Genomic DNA, 21,994 nt, shown 5'->3' on the forward strand with positions numbered 1-21,994 from the left:
CGCGCACCCAATCAGGCTCTCGACGTCACCAGCCTTCGACGGGCCGGGGCGAACGCATGTCCTCGGTCGTCTCCTCGATATCGAAGAAGGCAGGGTCGAAGTCGAGCGGCGCCCACTCGCGCAGCTCCTCGTGCTCGGCATGGTCGGGGTTGACCAGCGCATCCAGCAGATCTGCATATCCCCACGGACCACCACAGTCCTCGGGTGGACATGCTCGCCGACCGGCCAGGCACAGCGGGTACTCGACTCCACGCTCGGGAATGCTGATCGCTTCGACCAGCACGTCGTGCTCCCATCCATCCCCGAAGTCGTATTCCCACCGCATCTTCATCCCGACCTTGGGAAGCACCTCGCCGAGCCGGAACCGGTTCTCGTCGAGATCGTCCATCCCCCAATCAGGGTCCGGCGTCCCGTACCGGGTGCCACCGACGTCGAAGACGTGAAGGTGGCCGCCCAGCCACCCCATCGCCGCCTCCAACACCGGAGCCAACTCCCCCAGGGTCAGATCCGACTCCACGATGATCCGCCGCCACACCGGCGGCTTCACCTGACGGAGCGTCACCTTCAACTGATGGACGGTCCTCGTCACGACGCCTCCTCCGCGATACTTTCGGCAACATCGAGTTCGCCGGTCACGGCGGCGGTGATGAGCGCCTGCCGGCGCTCGGCCAGGAGGCCGAGTTGATTTTCAAGGAGACCCCAAACCGCGGCTCGAGCCGTTGCCTCTGATTCGATCCGGTCGGCGGCTTGTCGTTGGACCTCCACCCTGGGAGCAGGAACGCGAATACTCAGCATCACGTCATTCATCAGTTTGGGGTTGATGTCCTGTCGGACAAACCATCGGGTCGCCACTGATAGAGCGTGGCGCATAAAACGATAGTCCAGATCCTCGCTAGCTTGGAGAGTGCCGCACACGTTCGTGCAATTGAACTTTCCCGTGCGGTGAAAGACTGTGCCAGCATTCGCTCCGTCCGTCGTCCATGTCAGGTATTCACCGTCAAAGTCGAAACTATCGATCGAACCCATACGACCGTCGTTAGCGGTCTGCGAGCTGTAGACCGGGTAGGGACCAGGGTTCGCGGCAATTTCCTCGTGGCTAAGGACGCGGCCACGTCCGCTGCGGAAAAGGGTCCACACGGTCCGGACTGGCCAATGGTCTGGAAGCTCACCAAACCCTGGCGGAACGTCAAGGGTCCACCGAACGGAAGAACCGAGCCACCTGCCTGAGACTGTATCAAGGACAAGACGCTCCCAGCGCTCTTCGAGCAGTTCGATCATCCGACGCTTTTTGGCGATGAGGGCGTCGATTCGGGCTGTCTCGGCGTCGAGGAAGTCGGCGATCGCCCGTTGGGCATGCAGCGGTGGTGCAGGAAGCTCAACGGACCCGATCACATCGAGTCTGAGTCCGAACCGGGTCACACCCGTTGCTCCGGCGGAAAGCTGCTTGCGGGCAACATCGGAGGACATGGCCCAGAACAGGTAGTGCCCGTCAATCGCGTCAGCTAACGGTCTCAGAACAGCGAGATGATAGCCACACACCATGTCATCAGCAGCTTGATCCACGAAGGACGCTACGCCGATGTCGTCCGGTGTCTCCGAGTCCTTGGTGATCACCACGTCGCCCTCGTACAGACGAAACGCTGCCGCCTGGCCCGCTGAGGCCGATGCGCTCATGAGTCCCATGTCCGGCGACAGCCGATCGTGGTAGTAGACATCCGTGTAGTTGACAAGCCGAACCGGGATCTCGTCGTTCGCTGCCTTCTTGTCCACGTTGCTGACGCGAATGGCTGCGAGGTGCTTGAGGCGCCTTCGCTGCCAGGTCACTCCGTCACCTCGGCCAACAACTCCTGGATCTCCTTCTCCAGCGCTTTGATCTCTGCGTCGATCTCCTCCAGTGGTCTTGGTGGCTGGTACCGGTAGAAGTGGCGGGTGAGGGGGATCTCGTAGCCGATCTTGGTCTTGGCGTGATCGACCCAGGCGTCGGGGACGAATGGCAGCACCTCGGCTTCCATGTACGCGGCGATCGCCTTCCGATACTCCGGCGTGGCCATGCGTTCGGTGGGGTCGGGCTCGTACGAGACCTTGCCGTTGGGGAGAGGAACGTTCTCGTTGTCCCTCAGGCTTGGGTCGGACTTCGGCTGTCCCTTCGAGTCGACCTCGCCGTCGAGCGGACGTTCGACGGCTATGCGGAGGAACCCGAACGCTTCGTTGGGGAGGATCTTGACCTGGTCGCTCTCCTCGAAGTCGCCGTAGAGGCGCACGATCTCGGCGATCTGTTCGTCGGAGAGCTGCTTGCGCTTCTCGCCGAGGCTCTTGCGCATCTTGGTCCACAGCTCCCGAGCGTCGACGAGTTGGACCTTGCCCCGCCGTTCTGGGGCCTTGCGGTTGGTGACGATCCAGAAGTAGGTGGAGATCCCGGTGTTGTAGAACAACTGGTCGGGCAGGGCGACCACCGCTTCCAACCAGTCGTTTTCGATGATCCACCGCCGGATCTCCGAGGGGCCGGATTGGGCGGCGCCGGTGAACAGGGGTGAGCCGTTGAAGACGATCGCCAGCCGGGACCCACCTTCCGACGCCGGCTTCATCTTGGAGATCATGTGCTGGATGAAGAGCAGGCTGCCGTCGTTGATCGGCGGCAGCCCCGCTCCGAACCGTCCCGCGAAGCCTCTGGTCTGGTGTTCGCCCTTGATCTCCTTCTGCACCTTCTTCCACTCGACGCCGAAGGGCGGGTTAGCTAGTAGGTAGTCGAAGTGGCGCCCCTGGTGACCGTCCTCCGAGAAGGAGTTTCCGTAGACGATGTTGGAGGCGTCCTGGCCTTTCAGCATCATGTCGGATCGGCAGACGGCGTAGGTCTCGGCGTTGAGTTCCTGGCCGAACACCTTCAGCGTTGCCTGCGGATTGTGGCGGCGCAGGTAGTCCTCGGCAACCGAGAGCATCCCGCCGGTGCCGCAGGCGGGGTCGAAGATGGTCTTGACCACACCGGGCTTCGACAGGAGCTTGTCGTCTTCGATGAACAGCAGGCTCACCATGAGGCGGATCACTTCGCGGGGGGTGAAGTGCTCACCGGCGGTCTCGTTGGAGAGCTCGGAGAATCGGCGGATCAGCTCCTCGTAGAGGTAGCCCATCTCGATGTTGGAGACCTTGTCAGGGTGGAGGTCGATCTCGGCGAACTTGGAGACGACCAGGTAGAGGAGGTTGGCCTTATCGAGTCGGGTGATCTGGGCGGCGAGATCGAACTTGTCGATGATGTCGCGGATCTCGGGCGAGAATCCGTGGATGTATGCGCGAAGGTTGTCGGCAATGTGGTCGGGGTCGTCCAACAGCCTGGGGAAGTCGAACGGGGAGATGTTCCACAGATCCCTGATGTCGGTGAGCTTGTCGAGGAGCGGACCGAAGTTGCCTACCTTGCCCTTCACCTGCTCATGCTTTGCGAGCATCGCCGCCTTCACGGGATCGAGCACGCAGTCGAGCCGGCGCAGCACCGTGAGCGGAAGGATCACCCGGCCGTACTCGGATTGCTTGTAGTCGCCGCGCAGTAGGTCGGCCACCGACCAGATGAAACCGGCGTGGTTATTGATCTGTTCGCTCGCCTCGGCCATGGAACCCCTATTGTTTTCGCGACCATCACGATAGAGGATGGTGCAACCTCACTGACTTCGGACAGGTAATGCACTCGGCCGGAGGCGATGGCGGGGCATCAGTCGATGACCAGACCGAGGCCACGTGCAGCGGTGCGTCCCGCCTCTCGGGTCCGTGCTCGGCGTTCGTCGATGAGCCTCCAGACATGGCGCTCGAGTCGGTCGAGTTCATCTTCTTCACCCGGTTCGAGGTGGTTCAGCTGCCGAGAGGGGCGTGGGCCAAGCTTCGCTCTCCGAGCGACCGCCGGTTGGTCGATCCAGTCGCGGGTGAGGGCCTGGGTGAGCACATCGTGGGCGGTCTGGTTGTCTTCGACGACGACGTAGGCATGATTGCTGTCTCGTCCTCGGGTCATGGGCGTGTAGACACCGCGGATGTCGGTTGGGGTGTCCACCAGGAGGAGGGCGGTGTCAACGGTTCGTCCTTGGGTGGCGTGGCTGGTCTGGGCGTAGCCGAGTTCGAGATCCCCGGCCACGTACTCGGCTGGGAGCTGGATTGTGCCTGTGCGGCCGGTGAGGGTGACGCTGTGATCACGATGGACTTCAGTGACGGTCCAGTGATCGCGATTCTTGACCATGAGCCCTTGATCGGTGCGCAGTGTTCGGTCGTTGCGGCGGGTGACCACCTCATCGCCGACCAGTATCCACTCGTCGCCGACTCGCATCGAGGGTGCGCCGGTGTCGAGCTCCCTGGTCATGATGCGGGTGTGTTGGGCGAGCCCATTGAGCCGGGCGACGGTGTCGGTGCTGTTGGCCATCAGCGCAACGGTCTCGCCCCGGTGGCGGGCCTGTTCCCACGCGGCGATGATGTCGGTCTCCACCTGTTTGAGGGTGCCGCCGTGGAGGCGCCCCCGCGCCTCGTATTCGGCGAGCACGCCCGGGTCTCCGGCACGGAGACGCAAGCTGGCTTGTCTCTCCCAATGGTGACGGAAGCGGTGGACCCGGTCGAGTTCCACTGCCCCCAGGCTGTCGACGAGGTGGCCGAACATGCCACCTCGTCCCACCGCTGAGAACTGGCGAGGGTCCCCAACCAACACGACCCGCCAGCCCTGTTGGTCGGCGAGCCGGGCGAGCTCGGCCAGCTTGGGAGTGGCTGCGGTTCCGGCTTCGTCGACGATCACCGTGCTTCCGGCCGGGAGGTCGTAGCCAGGTTGGGGTGGCCGGGTCGGATCACGATGCTCGATGAGCAGCTTGTCGATCGTGTCGGATGACATCGCGGTCTCGGTGGCCAACACTTCGGCCGCGGCTGCGGTCGGTGCCACCCCGAAAGCCAGACGGCCCTGGGCGGCGAGGTTGAGCACTGCGGCGGCGAGCATGGTGGTTTTGCCGGTGCCGGCAGGGCCGACGATGAGCTCCAAACCGGCATCGCCGGCGACGGCGGCTACGGCTGTCTCCTGTGCTGGTGTGAGGTCCCCGACGAAGCGGGCAGGGCGCGGTCGCGTCCTGGTCGCACCTTGGTTTTTCCGGAGTTGAGCCCAGGCGATCAGCTGTTCTTCCTCGTCGAGGATGGCCCTGGTGGTGAGCGCCCGATCTGCCGCGGATTCGGTGATAGGTCTGCCGTCGCGTCGAAGCGCCATTCCGGTCGGCACGGGTCGAGAGATGTCCACACAGCGGGCCGGGGCCGCCTGGTCGGCGAGTCGCTGCAGGAACTCAGTCAGCTGCTCGGAGTCGACGGCGACGGTGGTGGGCACGGCCCCGGCCAGTTCTCGGACCAGTTCGGCTGGCCGCCACGTCGACTGGCGCTCAGCCAGCGAGACCAACGCGTTTTCGGCCAGCAGGACGGCCGCTTCGGAGTCGATACCCTCGAGACGGTGCTGGTGGCCGACCACGCCCTCGACCAGCCTCTCCGGGTCGTGACCCAACCCCCGGACCCGCTCCTGCCATTCTCGGCGCAACTCGGCCGGGGTGGGGCCATGAGGTTTGGCGGGCCGGCTGTCCACGGCTGCCTCCCGCTCCAACTTCCAGCGCTCGCAGGCGGTCGGGTCTCTCCCCAAATCCGTGCGAAACCGGCCGAGCTTCTCATCCAAGCGGCGTTGCACATCGTTGGTGCGTTGGGACAACTCGGCCAGCACGTCGGCATCGAAGTCGGAGATCTCGGCGATGCCGTGCTCGGGTGGCTGCCAGCGGACGCCGAGGCGGCGGGTCAGCTCTGCTCGCAGGTTGGCGTGATACAGCGCCGAAAGGGTGCGTTGGTCGAGCTTGATGGTGCGGGCGTCCAGGGCCAGCCAGCGGCCGTCGGCTGCCATAACCCGGTTGGCGATCACCGCGTGGGTGTGCAGCTGGGGGTCGAGCTTGCGGCTGGTGTGCTGTCGAAACACCCCGACCACAACCCCCTCGGCATCCACGCACATGATGTGGCCCTGGACGCGCATCCGGGTGTGGGCGTGGGCCTCGATCCAGCCCAGCACCGCCTGCACCGCACACTCGTGGGCTTCGACCACCTGCTCGCGCACGTCCGGATCGCCGAGCCCGAACAGGACCGACACCGACTTGGGCGCCGAAAACGTGGCGTCGTACCCCCGCACCGACCCGTCCCCGAACCGGCGCCCCAGATCCCGTTCGGTCGTCGGATCGTGTCCGGCCATCACCGCCAGGAAGGCATCCGAGTCGACCACGCCCTGGAGGCCTAGGCGATCCGCGCCCTGGCCCCACCAGCGGCCCGGAGGCTCCTCATCACTGAGGTAGTAGGAGGGCAGGTGCTCGGTGTAGTACCGGCCCGCCCCCGCGCCCTTCAACGTGGTCACCCGCACCGTCACGACAGGCCTCCACTTACCGTGTCACCGCAGGTGTGCACCCGTCTGTCCTGAAAAGCTTGGGATCGTGGCTGGGTGGACATGGGATCTCCGTCCTCAGGTGGACCTGGGCTGCGAGTCGAAAAAGTCGAGCTGGCTGGCGGTGCGGTTCTGGCGACGACTGTTTCGTGGGGTCGCCTCGGCGGGTTTGGTGGCCGGTGGCTTCAGTGGTTCGGCCGGCAGTGCGGCGTCCTTGGTTTCCTCGGCTCGGGTGGGACGTTCGACGTCGGTCAGTTCGGCCCCAATGAGCTCCTCGAGCGCCCGCCGTGGCACCCGCAACACATGACCGAGGTCAACTACCGGCAGACCCGAACGGCCATCGGTCTCCCGCCACTCTCTCGCCATCGCATACGCTTTGGTCCGCCCGATCCGCAGCAGCACGGCGGCTTCCTCCACCGTCAGAAGAACTGGAACCCCTTCACCAGACACAAGTTATACCCTTTGCTCACACTGCTCACAGGTAGTATCATATCAGAATGTTGACGCACTACCACCACAAGTCACAAGTTGTGTATCCTTCGGTGATGACCCCACAGCCCAACCCGCCGGCACCCGATGACATCGACCTCAACCAGGTGGTCGCCTACAACATCCGCGAAGCCCGCCAACTCCGCGGGTGGACCCAAGAAGAACTCGCCGACCGACTCGAGCGCTACCTCGGCCAGCGGCTCACCCAAGCCGGGGTCTCCTCCATTGAGCGGGCCTGGGACGGGGAACGGCGCCGAGAGTTCGATGCCCACGAGCTGCTGATCTTCGCCATGGTTTTCGACCTGCCCATGGTCTGGTTCCTCCTCCCCCCACCCGGCGACCACCGGGCCATGAAATCCACGACCCGACCCGTCGACGAGCTGTACACCTGGCTCCTCGGACAACCCCAACAGCTCGGGCCGGTCTACGAGCGGCTCCGCCAGCTCGGCATCGCCGACCCCACCGCAGCCGAAAAGACCGTGGAGAAGATCACCGGCATCACTAGCCCAGCGAAACAGTGGAGCTACCGGGAACGCCGCAAAGAGCTACTCCTCGCCATCCTCGACGAACACAGCGACAGCTTCGACAAGAACATCGACGAACTCGGCCGGATCGTCGACCACCTCCGCCAGGTCGGCATCCGAGGGTTCATCGCCGAACACACCGGCGACGAAGACTTCACCTACATCAAAGGACACAACCCGGCCGTGGAGCCCGAAGCGGACGAAACGACATCAGGCAAGACGAACCAAGACCGTACGTCAGCGGGAGAAACAGGATGAGAGGACACGTCGCAAAGAAGGGCAACCGCTACTACGCGGTCATCTACGAAGGGATCGACCCGGGGACCGGCAAAGGAAAGCACCGCTGGCACGCCGCCGGCTCGACCCGCAAGGAAGCCGAGCGCCTACTGGCCGACCTGGTCAAGCGCCACCACGACGGCGAATACCGGCCACCGGAGAAGATCACCCTCGGCGAGTACCTGGAGCGCTGGCTGCCCACCCAGAAGCAGCCAGTTGCGGCCTCCACCCGGACTACTTCTCCCAGACCTTCGACAGCATGAGCAGGCCGGGCTAGCCGGAAGGTCGGGTGGAACCTCGTTTGGCGATCTTCTCGGTGACGGTCCGCGCGGATTCGGGGAGGACATGTGCGTAGGTCTTCATCAGCATGTCGGGACTATGCCCGAGAATGTCGGCTGCTGCTCTGATCTCTCCGATGTCTGAGGCGTGGCGGACCATGTGTGTTGCGGCGGTGTGCCGAAGTCCATGCGATGACAGCCGCGGGACATCCGCCTTAGCAACCAGTCGAGCAAAGGTCGTGTCGAAGTTGCGGGGCGACACGACACGGCCAGCCCTTGTCGCTAAGACCAGGTCGTTGTCTTCCCACTGAGGCCCGGCGGCCAGCCGTTCCATCGCCTGGAGCCTTCGATGACCAGTCAGGGCGGCGGCTGTCTCGTCGTCGATCGGGATCGTTCGGCGAGACCGCTCATTCTTGCCGTCGCTCCACTCCGGCCGACCAGCCACGTCGACCACTCCACGTTCAATGCGGACTGCTCCCTTTCTCAGGCTTACCGCAGCCCATCGCAGGCCGAGAAGCTCGCTTCGTCGAAGGCCGTAAAGCACTGCCAACCGGAGAGGCCCTTCCCAGCGGTGTCCCCTGATTGTCTGGAGGAAACGCTGAATCTGGGATTCAGTCCACACCTCAGTGTCTCGTTCGGGAGCAGGTTTGGACACTTGTCGTGGCATTGCCACACGAGCAGCTGGATTGCGACGAAGCTCTCCCATGGCCACCGCGTCGTCGAGGGCAGCTCGCAACACCATTCGGATGATCTGGATGCTGCGACGCGAAAACCGACCTTCTGCCGCGAGACCCTCAAGCCATCGCGCGATGTCGTCTCTTTCAAGGTTGTCGGCACGGATCCCACCCAGGCCGGTCTTGATGTGGCCAGCCGCCCATTGGTACTGCTGCCGTGTCTTGTTCGACACGTCGATCTTGCCGGCTACCCACCGATCTACGAGGCGAGCAACGGTCCCCCGATCAGACGCGATGTCGCCTGACGCTGCGAAAGATGTGGCTGCCGATTGCGCTGCGCGGCGGGACCTGAAGGTGCCGAGCTGTCGTGGTTGACGTCGTCCGGTCTCAGTGTCGATGCCAGGAACGCGCACAACCCATCGTTCGCGCTGCTTTTGGACGGTTGGGTGGCCCGTCTGTTTCCAATGCATCAGCCGACTTTACATACATTCGACATACATCGCTAGTGCGAAGGCAAGATAGCCCCGCTCGAAGCGGGGCCATCTTATGGCATTTCCCCTGGTAGAAGCCAGATTTGCCTGGCACGCCCGGAGGGACTCGAACCCCCAACCTTCTGATCCGTAGTCAGACGCTCTATCCAAATTGAGCTACGGGCGCTGGTATCGACCCAAAGGTAGTCGCCGGCAGAAGGTTCGGAAAGCCCGTATAGGCTCCACGACACCAATGACGAAGGGCAGGCCATGCACGAGGAACTCCACCAACTCGGAGAAGAGTACTTCGAGGCATACCTGCGACGCTCCCCTACCACGGCGCTGATGCTCGGGGATCATCGTTACGACGATCAGATGGAAGACCTCTCGCTCGAAGCCGAGGATGCGATCATTGCCGAACTCAGGTCGTTCGCCGACCGGGCGGAGGCAATCGATCCCACCAGCCTGTCGCCACAGGAAGGCCTCAGCCGCAAGGTGTTGATATTTGAGGCTCGCACCACCGCAGACTTGATGGCAACCCGCCAGGCGGAACTCGACGCCAATCCGGCGATGAGCGCTCATGTGATGGTCCCCGTCGCGGCCGCCCAGTTCCCGATCGTCGAACCTGGGCATGCCGAGGCACTGGTGGCCAAGTACGAGAAGATGGGTCGGGCTATGCGCCAATGGGCGGAGCGCCTTCAGCAGGGAGTCGCCGCCCATCACTCCCCGCCGGCGTTGATGGCGGAGAAGGTCATCGCCCAATTGGACGACCACCTGGCAAGCCCGATCGAATTTGATCCGCTGGTCGCGGCCGTCCGCGCCCCCGAAGCCTTTGATTCCGCCGCAACTGCCGTCTGGCGGCAACGGCTCGCCGAGCAGGTTGCGACACAGATTCGACCGGGCTTCGCCGAGTTGCGGCGAGTGCTGGCCGAGGAAGTCCTCCCGAGCGCCCGATCGGAAGACAAGGTCGGGATCACATGGCTGGCGGGCGGGGATGCAACCTACCGGGCAGCCATCCGTAGCTACACCTCGGTCGATCTGAGCCCGGAAGAGATCCACCAGATTGGGCTCGACACAATCGCTTCGCTCGAAGACGAGTACCGGGAACTCGGCGCGATCGTATTCGGGACAGATGACCTCCAGACGATCTATTCGAAGCTCAAAGACGATCCGGAACTCCGCTACCAGACCGCCGACGAGGTGCTGACGGCGTCGCAGGAGGCGTTTGCCAAGGCGAAATCGACCATGGGCGACTGGTTCGGACGGCTCCCCAAGGCCGACTGCCTCGTCTCGACGGTGACGCAGGGTCCCGAGGCGTTCTACTTCCCGCCCGCACAGGACGGGAGCCGTCCCGGGATCTTCTTCATGAACGTCGCGGATCCGACCTCATGGACGAAATACGAACTGGAGGCCACCGTCTTTCACGAAGGCATCCCCGGACATCACCTGCAATTGGCCATCGCCCAGGAACTCGACGACATACCCGAGTTCCGCAAGCACAGCATCGTGACGGCGTACGCCGAAGGATGGGGCCTCTATACGGAGCGTCTTTCGGACGAGATGGGGATGTACGGAGGTCCGCTCCAAAGGATCGGCATGCTGTCCGCCGATTCATTGCGAGCCTCACGCCTGGTTGTGGACACCGGGATGCATGCCCTTGGATGGAGTCGGCGCCAGGCGATCGACTACATGGCCGCCAACATCCCCACCAGCATCACCTCGATCACCAACGAGGTCGACCGCTACATCGGCGTACCCGGCCAGGCCCTCGCCTACATGATCGGTCGCAAAGAGATCGTCAAGATCAGGGAGCAAGCCGAAGTCACCATGGGCGCCCGATTCGACATAAAGGGATTCCACGACACGGTGTTGGGTTCCGGTGCGCTGCCACTGCCGGCGCTGTCGGACCTCGTCAACGGGTGGGCGGCAGGAAGTGCCTAGCCGGTCGGAGGTCCTCGTGGATCTCGCCCGGCGTTACTGGGATCACGTCAGCGCCACCAACCCCACCACGGCTCTGCTCAACGGAGATCACCGATTCGACGACCAGATGGAGGACGTCACCCGGGCAGCGGAGGACACCTCCATCGGCGCCCTGGAGGGCTTCGCCGCCGAGGCCGAACGCCTCGATCCAACTTCTCTGACAGAGGATGAGCGCGTTTCGCGGGCTGTGCTCATTCAAGAGGCGGCTGCTCAGGCTGCTGAACTCCGTTCACGATATGCGGAAACGACCGTCAGTTCGGTGATGGGTTTCCACGTCAACCTCCAGAGCGTCGCGCCGCAATTCCCGATCTTGGATCCGGAACACGCCCGGGCACTGGTCGGGAAGTATCAGAAGATCGGTGGGATGTTCGACGACACGATCAAACGGCTGCGACAGGGAATTGCGAGAGACCGGACACCGCCTGCAGTTGCCGTAGAGCGGACCATCGAACAGATCGACGGCTACCTGGCCACTCCGATCGAAACGGACCTGTTCATGGGTGTGTGCTCTCCTGCGGCATTCGACGAGTCGGCCGAACGGTCGTGGCGATCGGAACTAGCAGGGGTGGTCGAGCAAGAGATCCGCCCCGCCTACCGGCGATACCGGGACGCCCTCGCAGATGAGGTGCTCGAGAAGGCTCGACCGCAGGAGAAGGTTGGTGTGGCCTGGCTTCCCGACGGTGAGGAGGTATACAGGCGAGCGATCGCCCGCCACACCACGCTGGACCTGACTCCGATGGAGGTTCACCGGATCGGACTCGAGACCGTCGAGTCGCTCGCCGACGAATACCGGGGCTTGGGCGGCCGGGTTCTGGGAACAACCGACCTCCAAGAGATCTTCGGGCGCCTGCGCAGCGATCCTGACCTGCGATTCAAAGACGCCGGCGAGGTGCGCAATGGGGCAGCGCGGGCACTGGCCAGAGCGAAGGAGGCCATTCCCGATTGGTTCGGGCGCCTCCCGGCGGCGGACTGCATCGTGGTCGATATCCCGGACGTTGCCGCACAGGACGCCACGATCGCCTACTACCTGCAGCCGGCCGCGGATGGAAGCAGGCCGGGGACCTACTACATCAACGTGTCGGAGCCGACCACGAGAACTACGTTCGAGTCTGAGGTGCTGGCGTTCCATGAGAGCATCCCCGGCCACCATCTGCAGGTCGCCATCGCCCAGGAACTCGAGGGTATCCCGGAGTTCAGGCGGCATGCCTGGATCACGGCCTACGGAGAGGGATGGGGCCTCTACACGGAGCGACTCTCTGACGAGATGGGGTTGTACTCGGGCGACATCGCCCGGCTCGGGATCCTGTCGTTCGACTCGTGGCGGGCCTGCCGGTTGGTCGTCGACACGGGGCTCCACGCCCTCGGCTGGAGCAGACGGGAAGCAATCGACTACCTGATAGAGAACTCGCCGCAGGCACCGAACAACATCACCAACGAGGTCGACCGCTACATAGCCTGGCCTGGCCAGGCTCTCGCCTACAAGATCGGCCAGCGCGAGATCATCCGCCTGCGAGACGATGCACGCCTAGCGATGGGTGACCGCTTCGATATCAGGGATTTCCACGACGTCGTGCTCGGTTCGGGCCCGGTGCCGCTATCAGTGTTGGGAGACCTCGTGGCGGAGTGGGCCAACTCCTGAGGTTTCTGCGCAATGCAATGGTGTGTTTTCGATACATAGCATTGCCGAGAAAAATGAGGGCCCCCCATTCGGCGGGCCCTCATGGCGGAGAGGGAGGGATTTGAACCCTCGAGGAGGCTTAAAACCCCCTACTCGCTTAGCAGGCGAGCGCCTTCGACCGCTCGGCCACCTCTCCAACTCGTCGGGCATTGGTAGCCCGGCGGTACTGATACCTCGTACAACGTACTACGTACCTCGGGCATTCTACGAGCCAGGCGATTCCGTGAACGATTCGACACAAGATGCACACGTGGACGCCGTGTTCAACCACTGAGGGCTCTTCCGGGACACGCCCGAACCGACCGCCCGATCGCAGCCGTTGTGTGCGGGGTGACGTAGTGTGGATGGGGTGGATACTTCTGATCCGAATCCCGACGCCCTGCTGGATGGCCGGGAGCCGGCTCGTCGCCAGGTTTCAGTCGGGGCCACCGTCCTGTACGTCGAGGAGCAGGGTTCAGGTCCGGCGGTGTTGTTGATCGGTGCTGCCGACGAGGACGCCGAGATATATCGGGGCATCGCCGATCGTCTTTCATCAGACTGCAGGGTTGTTACCTACGACCGTCGCGGCACCCGGCGTAGCGGACGGGAGGGGTGGCCATCCGACTCGGCTCGCCATGCCGACGACGCTGCTGACCTGATCACCAGCCTTGGACTGGAGGAGGTGACGGTTCTGGGAGCCAGCGCCGGTGGGATCGTCGCCCTCAGGCTGGCGCTCCGCCACCCTGACCTGGTGAGGAATGTCCTCTGCTTCGAACCTGGCATCTTTCAGATGACCGACGACGGAAGGAAGCTCGAGGACCAAGGCGCATCATCAGTCGAGCAACATCTTGACTCACATCCAGGCGACTGGATCGGCGCAGTCGATGCCTTAGGACGAGCAGCAGCCAGTTCCCTCACCGACGTTTCAAGCTTGTTCACCCCACCCATTGGACGGGAGTGGTTCGCCCAACGAGCCGATGAGAACGCTGAAGCGTTTATCCGAGGTGACCTGCCCATCACCCGAGAGCACTTCGATCTAGAGGCAGTAGCAGGCTGCCAGACAAACCTTCGATTCGCCTACGGCAGCGCATCGCACCCTGTCTTTCACGGCATAACAGCCGAACTCGCTGCGAGCCGCTCACAAATCCCAGACCGCCTTGAGGGAGTCGGCCACCTCCTATTCCACCACCCTGAAGCAGCAGCCTCTTACATCCTCGGCTCGCTCTAAAGGCGCAACACCCCTCTGCGACAGCACAACCGCCCACAAGTCCGATTTGGGCGGTTGACGGGTGTACTCGTTCTGGTCCGAGACTGAGTGATATGCGTGGCTCGATGCTCCGCAACAACCCCGTAGTTTTTGGTGACCGGGTGTAGTCGAGGGAAACACCGTCTAGACCCGTCTAGTTCCGTTGGCTGACGCACACCATGGCACCGGGTACAGCACCGGGACGGCGTATGCAACCAACTAGGGCCTCCTCCGGGGCACGCCTCGACCTACCGCTCAGTATCTGCCGCTATATGCGGATGTGGTGCGCCGATGCGGGTGTCTGCCATACTCGAATCAGCCCACAACGGAGGACATAGCCATTTCGAAGCTCATTAGAACCGCCCGGTGGACGGGGGTGTTCTACCTCGGGCTCGCTGTGGCGGGACTCGTCGGGTTTCTCTTCGTTCGTGGCGAGTTATTCGTGGCCGAGGACCCCGCAGCCACACTGGCCAACTTGATCGATCAGGTCACGCTCGCCCGACTTGGCATCGCTGCCGACATGACGATCGTTCTCACCCAGGCCCTGGCGGCCATCTGGTTCTTCAAGCTCTTCCGCAGCGAGAACAGCTTCGCCGCAGGATCGATCGCCGCCTTCGGGTTGGTCAACGCCGCTGCGATCGTGGTAGCAACGACCTTCTCAGCGACGGCCCTTATGGTGGCGGGCGACGCCGCCCTCGCTCCGGGCGGGGACCAGGCTGCAACCGTACAGTTGCTCTACGAGCTCAATGGAAGCGCCTGGAGTATCGGTGGTCTCTTCTTCGGTCTGTGGCTGATACCGATGGGTTACGTGGTGGTCAAATCCAGAGTGATGCCAGTCGCTCTCGGGTGGGTGTTGATGGCCGGAGGAGTCGCATACGTGATCAGCACCTACGTCACCCAACTCGTCCCCGACGCTCCGACAGCGGTCGAATCATTGCTCGTGGGGGTGGCCACCGTCGGCGAGTTCTGGATGATCGGGTACCTCCTCATCTTCGGTATACGCAGGTCGGATCGCATTCCCCATTCAAGCTCCCCTGCGGCAGAAGCGTGATCCGTCGAGTAGGAGGAGGTACTGGTCCGGTCGGTTTGGCAGGCGCCGAACCAGACCAGACCTGAGGGAAATCACGCTGTCGGCGAGGCTGGGCCCCCACTGTCCAACAGTCCAGTTGGTTGCCGACGGTCGGATCACGCGAGCGCAACCGCGGTCGACGAGAGAACCGGGGGAAACGTGACAAGCGACAAGTTCCTGACCCGCACCTGGAACAACCAATTGACGCTGCTGCTGGGCCTGCCGACCCTGGCCTGGGCCGTCGTCGCGCTAACCACCTCGGTCTTCTCGGATCTGACAGAGTTCATCGGCATGGTGGTGTTCGCCGCGGTCTATTGACCGGTCGTGGAGTACCACTCCACCCGGCGGTTCGCCTGGGAACGCGAGAAGACGGTGGGCGGTGACCCGCAGAAGCTCAGTATCGGCCACCCGTACACCTGGATCCTCATCATCTACAACGCCGTCTACTGGATCCCGATGGTCCTGCCGTGGACGCCGCTGATGAGCTACCGGGGCGGGGTCATCGGCCTAGTCATCCTCATTGGCGTCCGAGCGACAGCCAACCTGTATCGGAACAACTTCATGACGTTCGAGCAGGCGGAGGTGTTTCCGCTGAGGATTCCCTAGTGGTCTGTCTGCTATTTGATGACCGGGGTAGGCAGTGCCACGAACCCTGCCACAGCGGGGATCGTCCGGCAGGAGACCAAGTCACCAAATCCGCGACGGACCACTAGGAGGTTGCAGCCAACCCCAACCAACTCTCGGGGCAACGCTGACCCCGCTCTTCATGAACGAGCCTCCGACAGACCCGGACGAGTTCTGTCGTCTTTATTTGGAGGTGTGGTCCACCGTGATGATGGTCTTTCCCTGGGAGTGCCCTTCTCCGACGGTGGCCACGGCGTCCTGTGTCTCGCTCAGCGAATAGGTCTTGTCGATTATCGGCCTGATCTTCTCTGCTTCCGCGAGTTCTCTGAGTGTGACAAGGTCCTGAGGGTTCGACATCGACAGGAAGGGACGCCCTTGTTGGCGGACGAATAGTGACGACACGAACGCCGCTATGGGACTCTTGAGACCCCCGAACCAGCCACCGACTGGTGCACCATTGGCCAACAGCTTTCCGGTTGGGGTGAGCGCTTTTCTCGTGTCTGACAACGAATGGTTTCCGACATTGTCGAAGATGAGATCGTATCGGTCCTCGCCCTCTGTGAAGTCTTCCTGGGTGTAGTCAATGACATGGTCTGCACCGATCGATCGGACCATCTCCGCGTTCCTCGTGCTGCATACACCGGTCACCTCGGCCCCAAGAGCTTTGGCAATCTGCACTGCGAACGTTCCCACGCCGCCAGATGCGCCTGTGATCAGAACCTTCTGTCCTGGCTGGACCTTCCCATGATCACGCAGAGCCTGCAGGGCGGCCAATGCGGACACCCCGACCGCCGATGCTTCTTCAAACGTCAAGTTGGTCGGCTTCATCGCCAAGGACCCTTCGGGGAATGACACGTACTCGGCGAATGCGCCCTTGTAGGAGCCGAAGACCTCATCGCCCGGTTGGAGGTGCGAGACGTTCGTTCCGACCTCTTCGACGACTCCTGCGATATCGGTTCCGGGCACTCGGTTCTTGGCCCGCATGGCCGAGAACATCGGGCGCATGACGTAGGGCAGCCCGCCGATCGTGTAGTAATCGCCTATGTGGATGGAGGCGGCGTGCACCCGTACCAGTGCCTCGCCTTCCCCGACTATCGGCTTGTCGATCTCCTTGATCTCCAATACATCTTGGGGTGGGCCGAACTTGCCCTGGACAATTGCTTTCATGGTCTGCTACCTCCGCCGTAGTTCATTTCGATACTGTCATGGTGGTGGAGTTCGAGGCCAGCAATATGGCACCAGCGCGAACACTCATCGGACTGCCGTTCGTGGTGCCGATCCGCTTCAACGGTACCGCAGCGATGCGACCAACCACGAAGTCCGGCGAAACCAGCACACATCCCCCGTGCCGCCAACGACCGTCAATGGGTGCGCTGAATACTGGCAATGGTGTCGGGCCCGCCGGATTCAACGGTTCGCCTGTTCCCGAGGGTCTCCGTCCGTTTCGCCGCCATGCCGGATCGCAACGATCGCAATTCCGGTAGCGCACAACCGGCGATGTGCGCTACCCGCCTTCCCGCTTCAGGTCGCAGCACAGCCTGTGTGCGAGTCGTCTTCCTGGATGGTGCGGCTCTCAACTCGGGCGGATCACTGTCATGCTCGATCCCGCGATTGAGACCTGGCATCGCCTTCTGGCAGCGGAGGGAGTGGGATTCGAACCCACGGAACCGCTTAACACGGTTCAACAGTTTTCAAGACTGTCGCCTTCGTCCGCTCGGCCATCCCTCCTCGCCGGCCGGGGCCGGTAGTACCTGGTACCGGGTACCGGGCACGAAGTGTGCGGCCCGACTGCCGGGTCGCTTAGAGCGGAGGGAGTGGGATTCGAACCCACGAGGGCGGGTAAACGCCCTACGGCATTTCGAGTGCCGCGCACTAGGCCGGACTATGCGATCCCTCCGAGGATCTGGGATTGTACACGGCAGCGTCGAGGCGGAACCTGTGTGAGAATGCGACGATGGAACACGGCGCCGCTATTCGCTCCGAGGTTGGAGCACTGCAAACGGTCATCATTCACCGTCCCGATCTCGAACTATCTCGCATCACACCGAGCAACAAGGACGAGTTGCTCTTCGATGAGCTGATCTGGCTCGAACGGGCGCAGGTGGAACACGACGCATTTGCCGACCTGATGCGAGCCACCGGTGCAGAGGTTCTCTACATCGACGACTTACTCACCGAGGTAATGGCCGATCGCAGCCTTGCCGACGCCGTCATCGTGGAACACGTCACCAACGACCTGTGCGGCGTCCGACTTGCCGACCGGGTCCGGTCATTTCTCACCGAGCTGCCACCGGAACGTCTCGTCAAGCACCTGATCGGCGGCGTGACGCTCGACGAGGTCGGCGCGACCGAGGGGCTAGTCGCCGCACTCCACGGGCCTAATGACTTCCTGCTGCCCCCACTCCCAAACGCGGTATTCATGCGGGACTCGTCGATCTGGATCGGGGATGGTGTGGTCCTCTCTCCGATGAATCGTCTCGTCCGTCGACGGGAGACCGATCTCCTCCGAATGGTCTACTCGCACCACCCCCGCTTTGCCGCCACCCGGATCTGGTTCGGGAACGAGCCTGGAGAGCACTTCCCGGCCTCGGTAGAAGGCGGCGATGTGCTGGTGGTCGGTGAACGTGGGATCGCGATCGGCGTTTCCGAACGGACCTCGCCGACCGGAGCCGCCGCGTTGACGGCTCGCCTCTTCGAGGAGGGTGTCGTTGATCGCGTGCTGGCGGTCGAACTTCCGAAGGGGCGGTCGACGATGCACCTCGACACCGTCGTCACAATGGTGGACCGTAACCGGTTTGTGCTGTATCCGCGCATTCGTTCTCACGTTCGGGCACTTCAGGTGACACCCGGTCCGGAACTCGGCCTCCACGTCGAAGGCGAGATCGATCTCATTGAAGGGCTGGCCTGGGCGGCCGGCCTCGACTCGGCCGACGTGATCGAACCGGCGATGACCAGCATCCAGGCCGATCGTGAACAGTGGAACGACGCCAACAACACTTTTGCGGTGGCGCCCGGCGAGGTGATCGCCTACGAACGCAACGTGGCCACGAACGAAATCCTCGAGGAAGCCGGCGTCGTCGTGCATCGCATGCCGTCCTATGAACTCCCACGCGGACGCGGTGGCCCCCGCTGTATGACGTGTCCGGTGGCTCGCGCCCCCTTGTAGTGAGTTTCTCCGCAATGCAATGATGCAAAAACCGACCACAGCATTGCGGAGAAAAGGAGATTCAGCGTCTGGACTCGAAGAATTCTCGCAGCTGCGCCGAACACTCACCCTCTCGCACGCCGGCGATCACTTCGCAACGGTGGTTGAGGCGACGATCCTGGGGGATGTTGAAGAGACTCCATACGCCGCCTGCCTTGAGGTCGGCGGCGCCGTACACGATCCGGTCCAGGCGAGCCCACATGGCAGCGCCGGCGCACATCGGGCACGGCTCCAGCGTCACCACCAGCGTGTGGCCGGCCAGGCGCCAATCGCCCGAAGCTCGGGCCCTGTGTGATATCACCAGCATCTCCGCATGAGCCGTCGGATCCTGCGCCTGTTCGCGACGGTTGTGATCCGATCCGACCACCGTTCCCACCTCGTCGAGCAGGACCGCACCCACCGGGACGTCCCCATGCTCGACGGCAGCTCGCGCCTCGACGAGGGCAAGTCCCATCGCTTCGATGAAGTCGAGTTCCATAACGCCCTCTACACTATGGCGCCCTGGAGGGATCGCATAGTCTGGCCTAGTGCGCACGCCTGGAAAGCGTGTAGGGGGTGTGAGCTCCCTCGCGGGTTCAAATCCCGCTCCCTCCGCCAACCTGCCTGCCCGAGGCAGGCAGCCGTATCAGATATCAGGTGTCGGTAGATCCGCCGGGGTCCTGTTGCCGGCGGCCGTCCGCCCTCCGCTGGCCCCCTCTGCCGCAAAGACCCGGCATCTTTCCCCTCTAGCACTAGCGCCGGGGGAGAAACGCAAGCGAGCTACAATGCCTCTCCGTGCTAAGTGGGGCGCTAGGGGTGCCCTGAACCCGAAATCCTCTCTATGCGGGACTGAATTCCCTGCCCGAGCGTGACAGCGGTCGGGTTTGCACCGGGCACGTGGTGTTGACGGCTGGGTCCTGCGCGGCGGGGTCTCGTGAATCGGGTCAGGTCCGGAAGGAAGCAGCCCTAAGCGAAACACCTCGGGTGCCGCAGGAGCGCCTGGTCTGAGCCGGCGACCCGGGAGGCACCGGTCACTGCTCATGCGACGGCAGGGTGCACGGAAGAAGAGTCGCGAGTCGCGGGTTCCTAGTCGCGGGTCCGGTTTCTCCGCCCTCGAACCTTCCTGATTCGCCGAGACCGTGTCCACAAAGCGGGAGAATCAGAATCGAAGAGGGAATCGAGCCCCTCTGTTGGTTTTCTCAGGACTGCTCCGTATACGAAGCCCAAAGGGCCCATTCGCCACACCCGTTGCAGGTGCAGCGGACCGCGAGCGAACATCTCCTCCGGAGGAGGCAGCTTGTCCAGCGACCGGTGCAGATACCAGTAATCGCCCGGTGAGCCAATCGTCAATCCGGCCAGCGGCAAGAAGATCGCCGACCCGATCCGGTGCAGCGAGCGAGCGAACACGTTGCGCGGCCGTCCCAGACCGATCACCACCATCGCTCCCCCTGGTCGGAGGACGCGCCGGACCTCGGCCAGAGTTGCCGGAATCGAGGCCAAATTGCGGAATACGTAGGCCGAGAACACGCCGTCAAACGACCCGTCTGCGAAAGGCAGTTGCTCGCCGTACCCGACCACCCGTGCCCGAATCGGGCTGAGGGCCAGCATCTCAGGGACCGGATCAAGCGCCACGACCTCACGACCCTCAAACACCGGAAGCGCGGCCCCCGTCCCGCTTCCCAGATCGAGTACTCGACCTTCCGGGAGGTATGCGGCGCCGCGTCTTCGCCACTCCTGCTCCTGCCCGAACGACAAGACACTATTGAGGAGGTCATATCGTCTGGCTATACGCGAGAATATCTCCCGCGGACGTGCCGAACTCATCGTTCGATCGACTCAAACCCAACGTAGGGTTGCAGCGCGGCCGGAATCCCAATCGAACCATCGGCGCGCTGATGGTTCTCCAGTATCGCCAGCACCGTCCGCGAACTCGTCACCACCGTCCCGTTGAGCGTATGCACGAGACGATTGCCCTGCTCGGACTTGAACCGCGTCTTGAGGCGACGAGCCTGATAGTCGGTCGTGTTGGAGCATGAAGTGATCTCTCGATAGGCGCCCTGAGACGGCAACCACACTTCGATGTCGTATTTCTTGGCAGCCGAATCTCCGAGGTCTCCCACCGCAACGTTGACCATCCGATAGGGCAACTCCAATTCCTGGAGGACCCGTTCCTCGATCGAAACCAGATACTCGTGCTCTTCCCACGACCGATCGGGATGACAGAACGAGAACATCTCGACCTTGTCGAACTGGTGCATTCGGAAAATGCCTCGAGTGTCTTTGCCGTAGGTCCCTGCCTCGCGTCGGAAGCAGGTGGAAACACCGGCATACCGGACGGGGAGGTCGGCTCCGTCCAGGATCTCGTCCAGGTGCAGCGCAGCGAGGGATACTTCAGATGTGCCCACCAAGAACAGGTCATCGCGTTCCACGGCATAGACCTGGTCGCGGTCGGCCGGGAAGAATCCGGTTCCGAACAGGGCCTCCTCGCGAACCAGGACCGGTGGAGCGACCGGCGTGAAGCCTTCGGAGGTGAGGCGGTCCATCGCAAAACGGACCAAGCCCAGCTCCAACAAGACGGCCTTTCCTTTGAGATAGGCAAAACGGCTTCCGGACACTTTGACGCCGCGTTCAATGTCGATGATGTCGAGTGCCTCTCCCAGATCCTGGTGATCCTTTACCTCGAACTCGAAATCCGGGATCACCCCCCAGCGCTTGATCTCGACGGCGTCGGCCTCGGTCATCCCGTCGGGCGCGGAGTCGTGGGCGATATTCGGTATCTGCACCCACAACGCATCGAACTCTGCGTCGAGGCCGTCGGCTTCGACGGTCAGTCGCTTGTAGGACTCCGAAAGCGATGCCGCATGTGTGATCGCCGCCTGCTTCTCCTCGCCCTGGAGGGCGGCAATGGCCGTGCCGGCCTGCTTCTGCTCAGACCGGATTTCTTCCGCAGCATGGCGCACGTCGCGCCGACGGCGATCGAGTTCGGACAACTCGTCGACGCTGAGTTCTACTCCCCGCCGGCCCAGGGCCAAGCGGAGCAAGTTGGGGTTCTCTCGGAGGAAGGTGACATCGATCATGGCGAGATGATGGTACCGCGGGCAACGAGAGCCGTGTTCG

19 protein-coding genes, 5 tRNA genes and 1 other RNA gene are annotated in these 21,994 nt (G+C 63.0%); 11 read left to right on the top strand and 14 right to left on the bottom strand.

What is annotated here, in order from left to right:
- Nucleotides 1–25: 25 nt before the first annotated feature.
- From P1T08_09330 to P1T08_09350, 5 genes are all read right to left on the bottom strand, one after another.
- Nucleotides 26–589, bottom strand: a complete 564-nt coding sequence (locus P1T08_09330; protein ID MDF1596285.1) for a plasmid pRiA4b ORF-3 family protein — start codon at nucleotides 587–589, stop codon at nucleotides 26–28.
- The gene (locus tag P1T08_09335; protein ID MDF1596286.1) at nucleotides 586–1,824 is read right to left on the bottom strand and encodes a restriction endonuclease subunit S; all 1,239 of its coding nucleotides are present in this window, start codon (nucleotides 1,822–1,824) and stop codon (nucleotides 586–588) included. Before P1T08_09335 ends, P1T08_09330 begins: the two co-directional genes overlap by 4 nt.
- Nucleotides 1,821–3,599: a class I SAM-dependent DNA methyltransferase gene (locus tag P1T08_09340; protein MDF1596287.1), complete on the bottom strand. Its 1,779-nt coding sequence runs from the start codon at nucleotides 3,597–3,599 to the stop codon at nucleotides 1,821–1,823. Before P1T08_09340 ends, P1T08_09335 begins: the two co-directional genes overlap by 4 nt.
- A 98-nt stretch (nucleotides 3,600–3,697) precedes the next feature.
- On the bottom strand, nucleotides 3,698–6,391 hold the full coding sequence (gene mobF / locus P1T08_09345) for a MobF family relaxase (GenBank protein MDF1596288.1): 2,694 nt from the start codon (nucleotides 6,389–6,391) through the stop codon (nucleotides 3,698–3,700).
- A 93-nt stretch (nucleotides 6,392–6,484) separates the two neighbouring features.
- A complete protein-coding gene (locus P1T08_09350) occupies nucleotides 6,485–6,823 on the bottom strand; it encodes a hypothetical protein (protein ID MDF1596289.1) in 339 nt (112 codons plus the stop codon).
- A gap of 128 nt (nucleotides 6,824–6,951) precedes the next feature.
- Here P1T08_09350 and P1T08_09355 point away from each other — a divergent pair, with 128 nt between their 5' ends.
- Together P1T08_09355 and P1T08_09360 are read left to right on the top strand one after the other, a co-directional pair.
- Nucleotides 6,952–7,677: a helix-turn-helix transcriptional regulator gene (locus P1T08_09355; protein ID MDF1596290.1), complete on the top strand. Its 726-nt coding sequence runs from the start codon at nucleotides 6,952–6,954 to the stop codon at nucleotides 7,675–7,677.
- A complete protein-coding gene (locus tag P1T08_09360; GenBank protein ID MDF1596291.1) occupies nucleotides 7,674–7,958 on the top strand; it encodes a hypothetical protein in 285 nt (94 codons plus the stop codon). Before P1T08_09355 ends, P1T08_09360 begins: the two co-directional genes overlap by 4 nt.
- A gap of 10 nt (nucleotides 7,959–7,968) precedes the next feature.
- On the opposite strand, the gene P1T08_09365 is transcribed toward P1T08_09360, so the two are convergent.
- Together P1T08_09365 and P1T08_09370 are read right to left on the bottom strand one after the other, a co-directional pair.
- Nucleotides 7,969–9,117 carry a site-specific integrase gene (locus tag P1T08_09365; protein MDF1596292.1) on the bottom strand — a complete coding sequence of 383 codons (1,149 nt, stop codon included), beginning with the start codon at nucleotides 9,115–9,117 and terminating at the stop codon, nucleotides 7,969–7,971.
- A 109-nt stretch (nucleotides 9,118–9,226) separates the two neighbouring features.
- Nucleotides 9,227–9,304, bottom strand: a tRNA-Arg gene (locus P1T08_09370).
- An 83-nt stretch (nucleotides 9,305–9,387) separates the two neighbouring features.
- Between P1T08_09370 and P1T08_09375 the strand changes: the two genes are divergently transcribed.
- Together P1T08_09375 and P1T08_09380 are read left to right on the top strand one after the other, a co-directional pair.
- Nucleotides 9,388–11,058, top strand: a complete 1,671-nt coding sequence (locus tag P1T08_09375; protein ID MDF1596293.1) for a DUF885 domain-containing protein — start codon at nucleotides 9,388–9,390, stop codon at nucleotides 11,056–11,058.
- Between the two features lie 16 nt (nucleotides 11,059–11,074).
- Nucleotides 11,075–12,736, top strand: a complete 1,662-nt coding sequence (locus tag P1T08_09380; GenBank protein ID MDF1596294.1) for a DUF885 domain-containing protein — start codon at nucleotides 11,075–11,077, stop codon at nucleotides 12,734–12,736.
- A gap of 82 nt (nucleotides 12,737–12,818) precedes the next feature.
- Here the strand turns inward: P1T08_09380 and P1T08_09385 are convergent.
- Nucleotides 12,819–12,911, bottom strand: a tRNA-Ser gene (locus tag P1T08_09385).
- Nucleotides 12,912–13,124: 213 nt separating this feature from the next.
- On the opposite strand from P1T08_09385, the gene P1T08_09390 reads away from it, so the two are divergent.
- The 4 genes from P1T08_09390 (at nucleotide 13,125) to P1T08_09405 (ending at nucleotide 15,675) form a co-directional block, all read left to right on the top strand.
- The gene (locus tag P1T08_09390) at nucleotides 13,125–13,982 is read left to right on the top strand and encodes an alpha/beta hydrolase (protein MDF1596295.1); all 858 of its coding nucleotides are present in this window, start codon (nucleotides 13,125–13,127) and stop codon (nucleotides 13,980–13,982) included.
- A gap of 394 nt (nucleotides 13,983–14,376) precedes the next feature.
- Nucleotides 14,377–15,051 carry a DUF4386 domain-containing protein gene (locus P1T08_09395; protein MDF1596296.1) on the top strand — a complete coding sequence of 225 codons (675 nt, stop codon included), beginning with the start codon at nucleotides 14,377–14,379 and terminating at the stop codon, nucleotides 15,049–15,051.
- Between the two features lie 177 nt (nucleotides 15,052–15,228).
- On the top strand, nucleotides 15,229–15,387 hold the full coding sequence (locus P1T08_09400) for a hypothetical protein (protein ID MDF1596297.1): 159 nt from the start codon (nucleotides 15,229–15,231) through the stop codon (nucleotides 15,385–15,387).
- A gap of 6 nt (nucleotides 15,388–15,393) precedes the next feature.
- Nucleotides 15,394–15,675 carry a hypothetical protein gene (locus P1T08_09405; GenBank protein ID MDF1596298.1) on the top strand — a complete coding sequence of 94 codons (282 nt, stop codon included), beginning with the start codon at nucleotides 15,394–15,396 and terminating at the stop codon, nucleotides 15,673–15,675.
- 201 nt (nucleotides 15,676–15,876) lie between these two features.
- On the opposite strand, the gene P1T08_09410 is transcribed toward P1T08_09405, so the two are convergent.
- The 3 genes from P1T08_09410 to P1T08_09420 all read right to left on the bottom strand — a co-directional run bounded on the left by P1T08_09410 (nucleotide 15,877) and on the right by P1T08_09420 (nucleotide 17,590).
- Nucleotides 15,877–16,860, bottom strand: coding sequence for an NAD(P)-dependent alcohol dehydrogenase (locus tag P1T08_09410; protein ID MDF1596299.1), 984 nt, complete (start codon nucleotides 16,858–16,860; stop codon nucleotides 15,877–15,879).
- A gap of 471 nt (nucleotides 16,861–17,331) precedes the next feature.
- Nucleotides 17,332–17,421, bottom strand: a tRNA-Ser gene (locus tag P1T08_09415).
- A 78-nt stretch (nucleotides 17,422–17,499) separates the two neighbouring features.
- Nucleotides 17,500–17,590, bottom strand: a tRNA-Ser gene (locus tag P1T08_09420).
- Nucleotides 17,591–17,647: 57 nt separating this feature from the next.
- On the opposite strand from P1T08_09420, the gene P1T08_09425 reads away from it, so the two are divergent.
- The gene (locus tag P1T08_09425; protein ID MDF1596300.1) at nucleotides 17,648–18,859 is read left to right on the top strand and encodes an arginine deiminase; all 1,212 of its coding nucleotides are present in this window, start codon (nucleotides 17,648–17,650) and stop codon (nucleotides 18,857–18,859) included.
- Between the two features lie 61 nt (nucleotides 18,860–18,920).
- Here P1T08_09425 and P1T08_09430 read toward each other — a convergent pair whose 3' ends face one another.
- On the bottom strand, nucleotides 18,921–19,376 hold the full coding sequence (locus P1T08_09430; GenBank protein ID MDF1596301.1) for a nucleoside deaminase: 456 nt from the start codon (nucleotides 19,374–19,376) through the stop codon (nucleotides 18,921–18,923).
- A 25-nt stretch (nucleotides 19,377–19,401) separates the two neighbouring features.
- Between P1T08_09430 and P1T08_09435 the strand changes: the two genes are divergently transcribed.
- Nucleotides 19,402–19,495, top strand: a tRNA-Ser gene (locus tag P1T08_09435).
- 175 nt (nucleotides 19,496–19,670) lie between these two features.
- Nucleotides 19,671–19,938, top strand: an RNA gene (gene ffs / locus P1T08_09440) — signal recognition particle sRNA large type.
- A 25-nt stretch (nucleotides 19,939–19,963) separates the two neighbouring features.
- Here the strand turns inward: ffs and P1T08_09445 are convergent.
- Nucleotides 19,964–20,701: a class I SAM-dependent methyltransferase gene (locus tag P1T08_09445; protein ID MDF1596302.1), complete on the bottom strand. Its 738-nt coding sequence runs from the start codon at nucleotides 20,699–20,701 to the stop codon at nucleotides 19,964–19,966.
- Nucleotides 20,698–21,954, bottom strand: a complete 1,257-nt coding sequence (gene serS / locus P1T08_09450; GenBank protein ID MDF1596303.1) for a serine--tRNA ligase — start codon at nucleotides 21,952–21,954, stop codon at nucleotides 20,698–20,700. Before serS ends, P1T08_09445 begins: the two co-directional genes overlap by 4 nt.
- Nucleotides 21,955–21,994: the final 40 nt, after the last annotated feature.

Source organism: Acidimicrobiia bacterium, from assembly GCA_029210695.1.
In the GTDB taxonomy this organism is placed as follows: Bacteria; Actinomycetota; Acidimicrobiia; order Spongiisociales; family JAHEDJ01; genus JAHEDJ01.

Excerpts from the sequence above, each read along its gene's own strand:
- P1T08_09430 (MDF1596301.1), bottom strand. The coding sequence starts at position 19,376 with ATGGAACTCGACTTCATCGAAGCGATGGGACTTGCCCTCGTCGAGGCG.
- P1T08_09340 (MDF1596287.1), bottom strand. The coding sequence starts at position 3,599 with ATGGCCGAGGCGAGCGAACAGATCAATAACCACGCCGGTTTCATCTGG.
- P1T08_09425 (MDF1596300.1), top strand. The coding sequence starts at position 17,648 with ATGGAACACGGCGCCGCTATTCGCTCCGAGGTTGGAGCACTGCAAACG.
- serS (MDF1596303.1), bottom strand. The coding sequence starts at position 21,954 with ATGATCGATGTCACCTTCCTCCGAGAGAACCCCAACTTGCTCCGCTTG.
- P1T08_09360 (MDF1596291.1), top strand. The coding sequence starts at position 7,674 with ATGAGAGGACACGTCGCAAAGAAGGGCAACCGCTACTACGCGGTCATC.
- P1T08_09375 (MDF1596293.1), top strand. The coding sequence starts at position 9,388 with ATGCACGAGGAACTCCACCAACTCGGAGAAGAGTACTTCGAGGCATAC.
- P1T08_09365 (MDF1596292.1), bottom strand. The coding sequence starts at position 9,117 with ATGCATTGGAAACAGACGGGCCACCCAACCGTCCAAAAGCAGCGCGAA.
- P1T08_09445 (MDF1596302.1), bottom strand. The coding sequence starts at position 20,701 with ATGAGTTCGGCACGTCCGCGGGAGATATTCTCGCGTATAGCCAGACGA.
- P1T08_09355 (MDF1596290.1), top strand. The coding sequence starts at position 6,952 with ATGACCCCACAGCCCAACCCGCCGGCACCCGATGACATCGACCTCAAC.
- P1T08_09410 (MDF1596299.1), bottom strand. The coding sequence starts at position 16,860 with ATGAAAGCAATTGTCCAGGGCAAGTTCGGCCCACCCCAAGATGTATTG.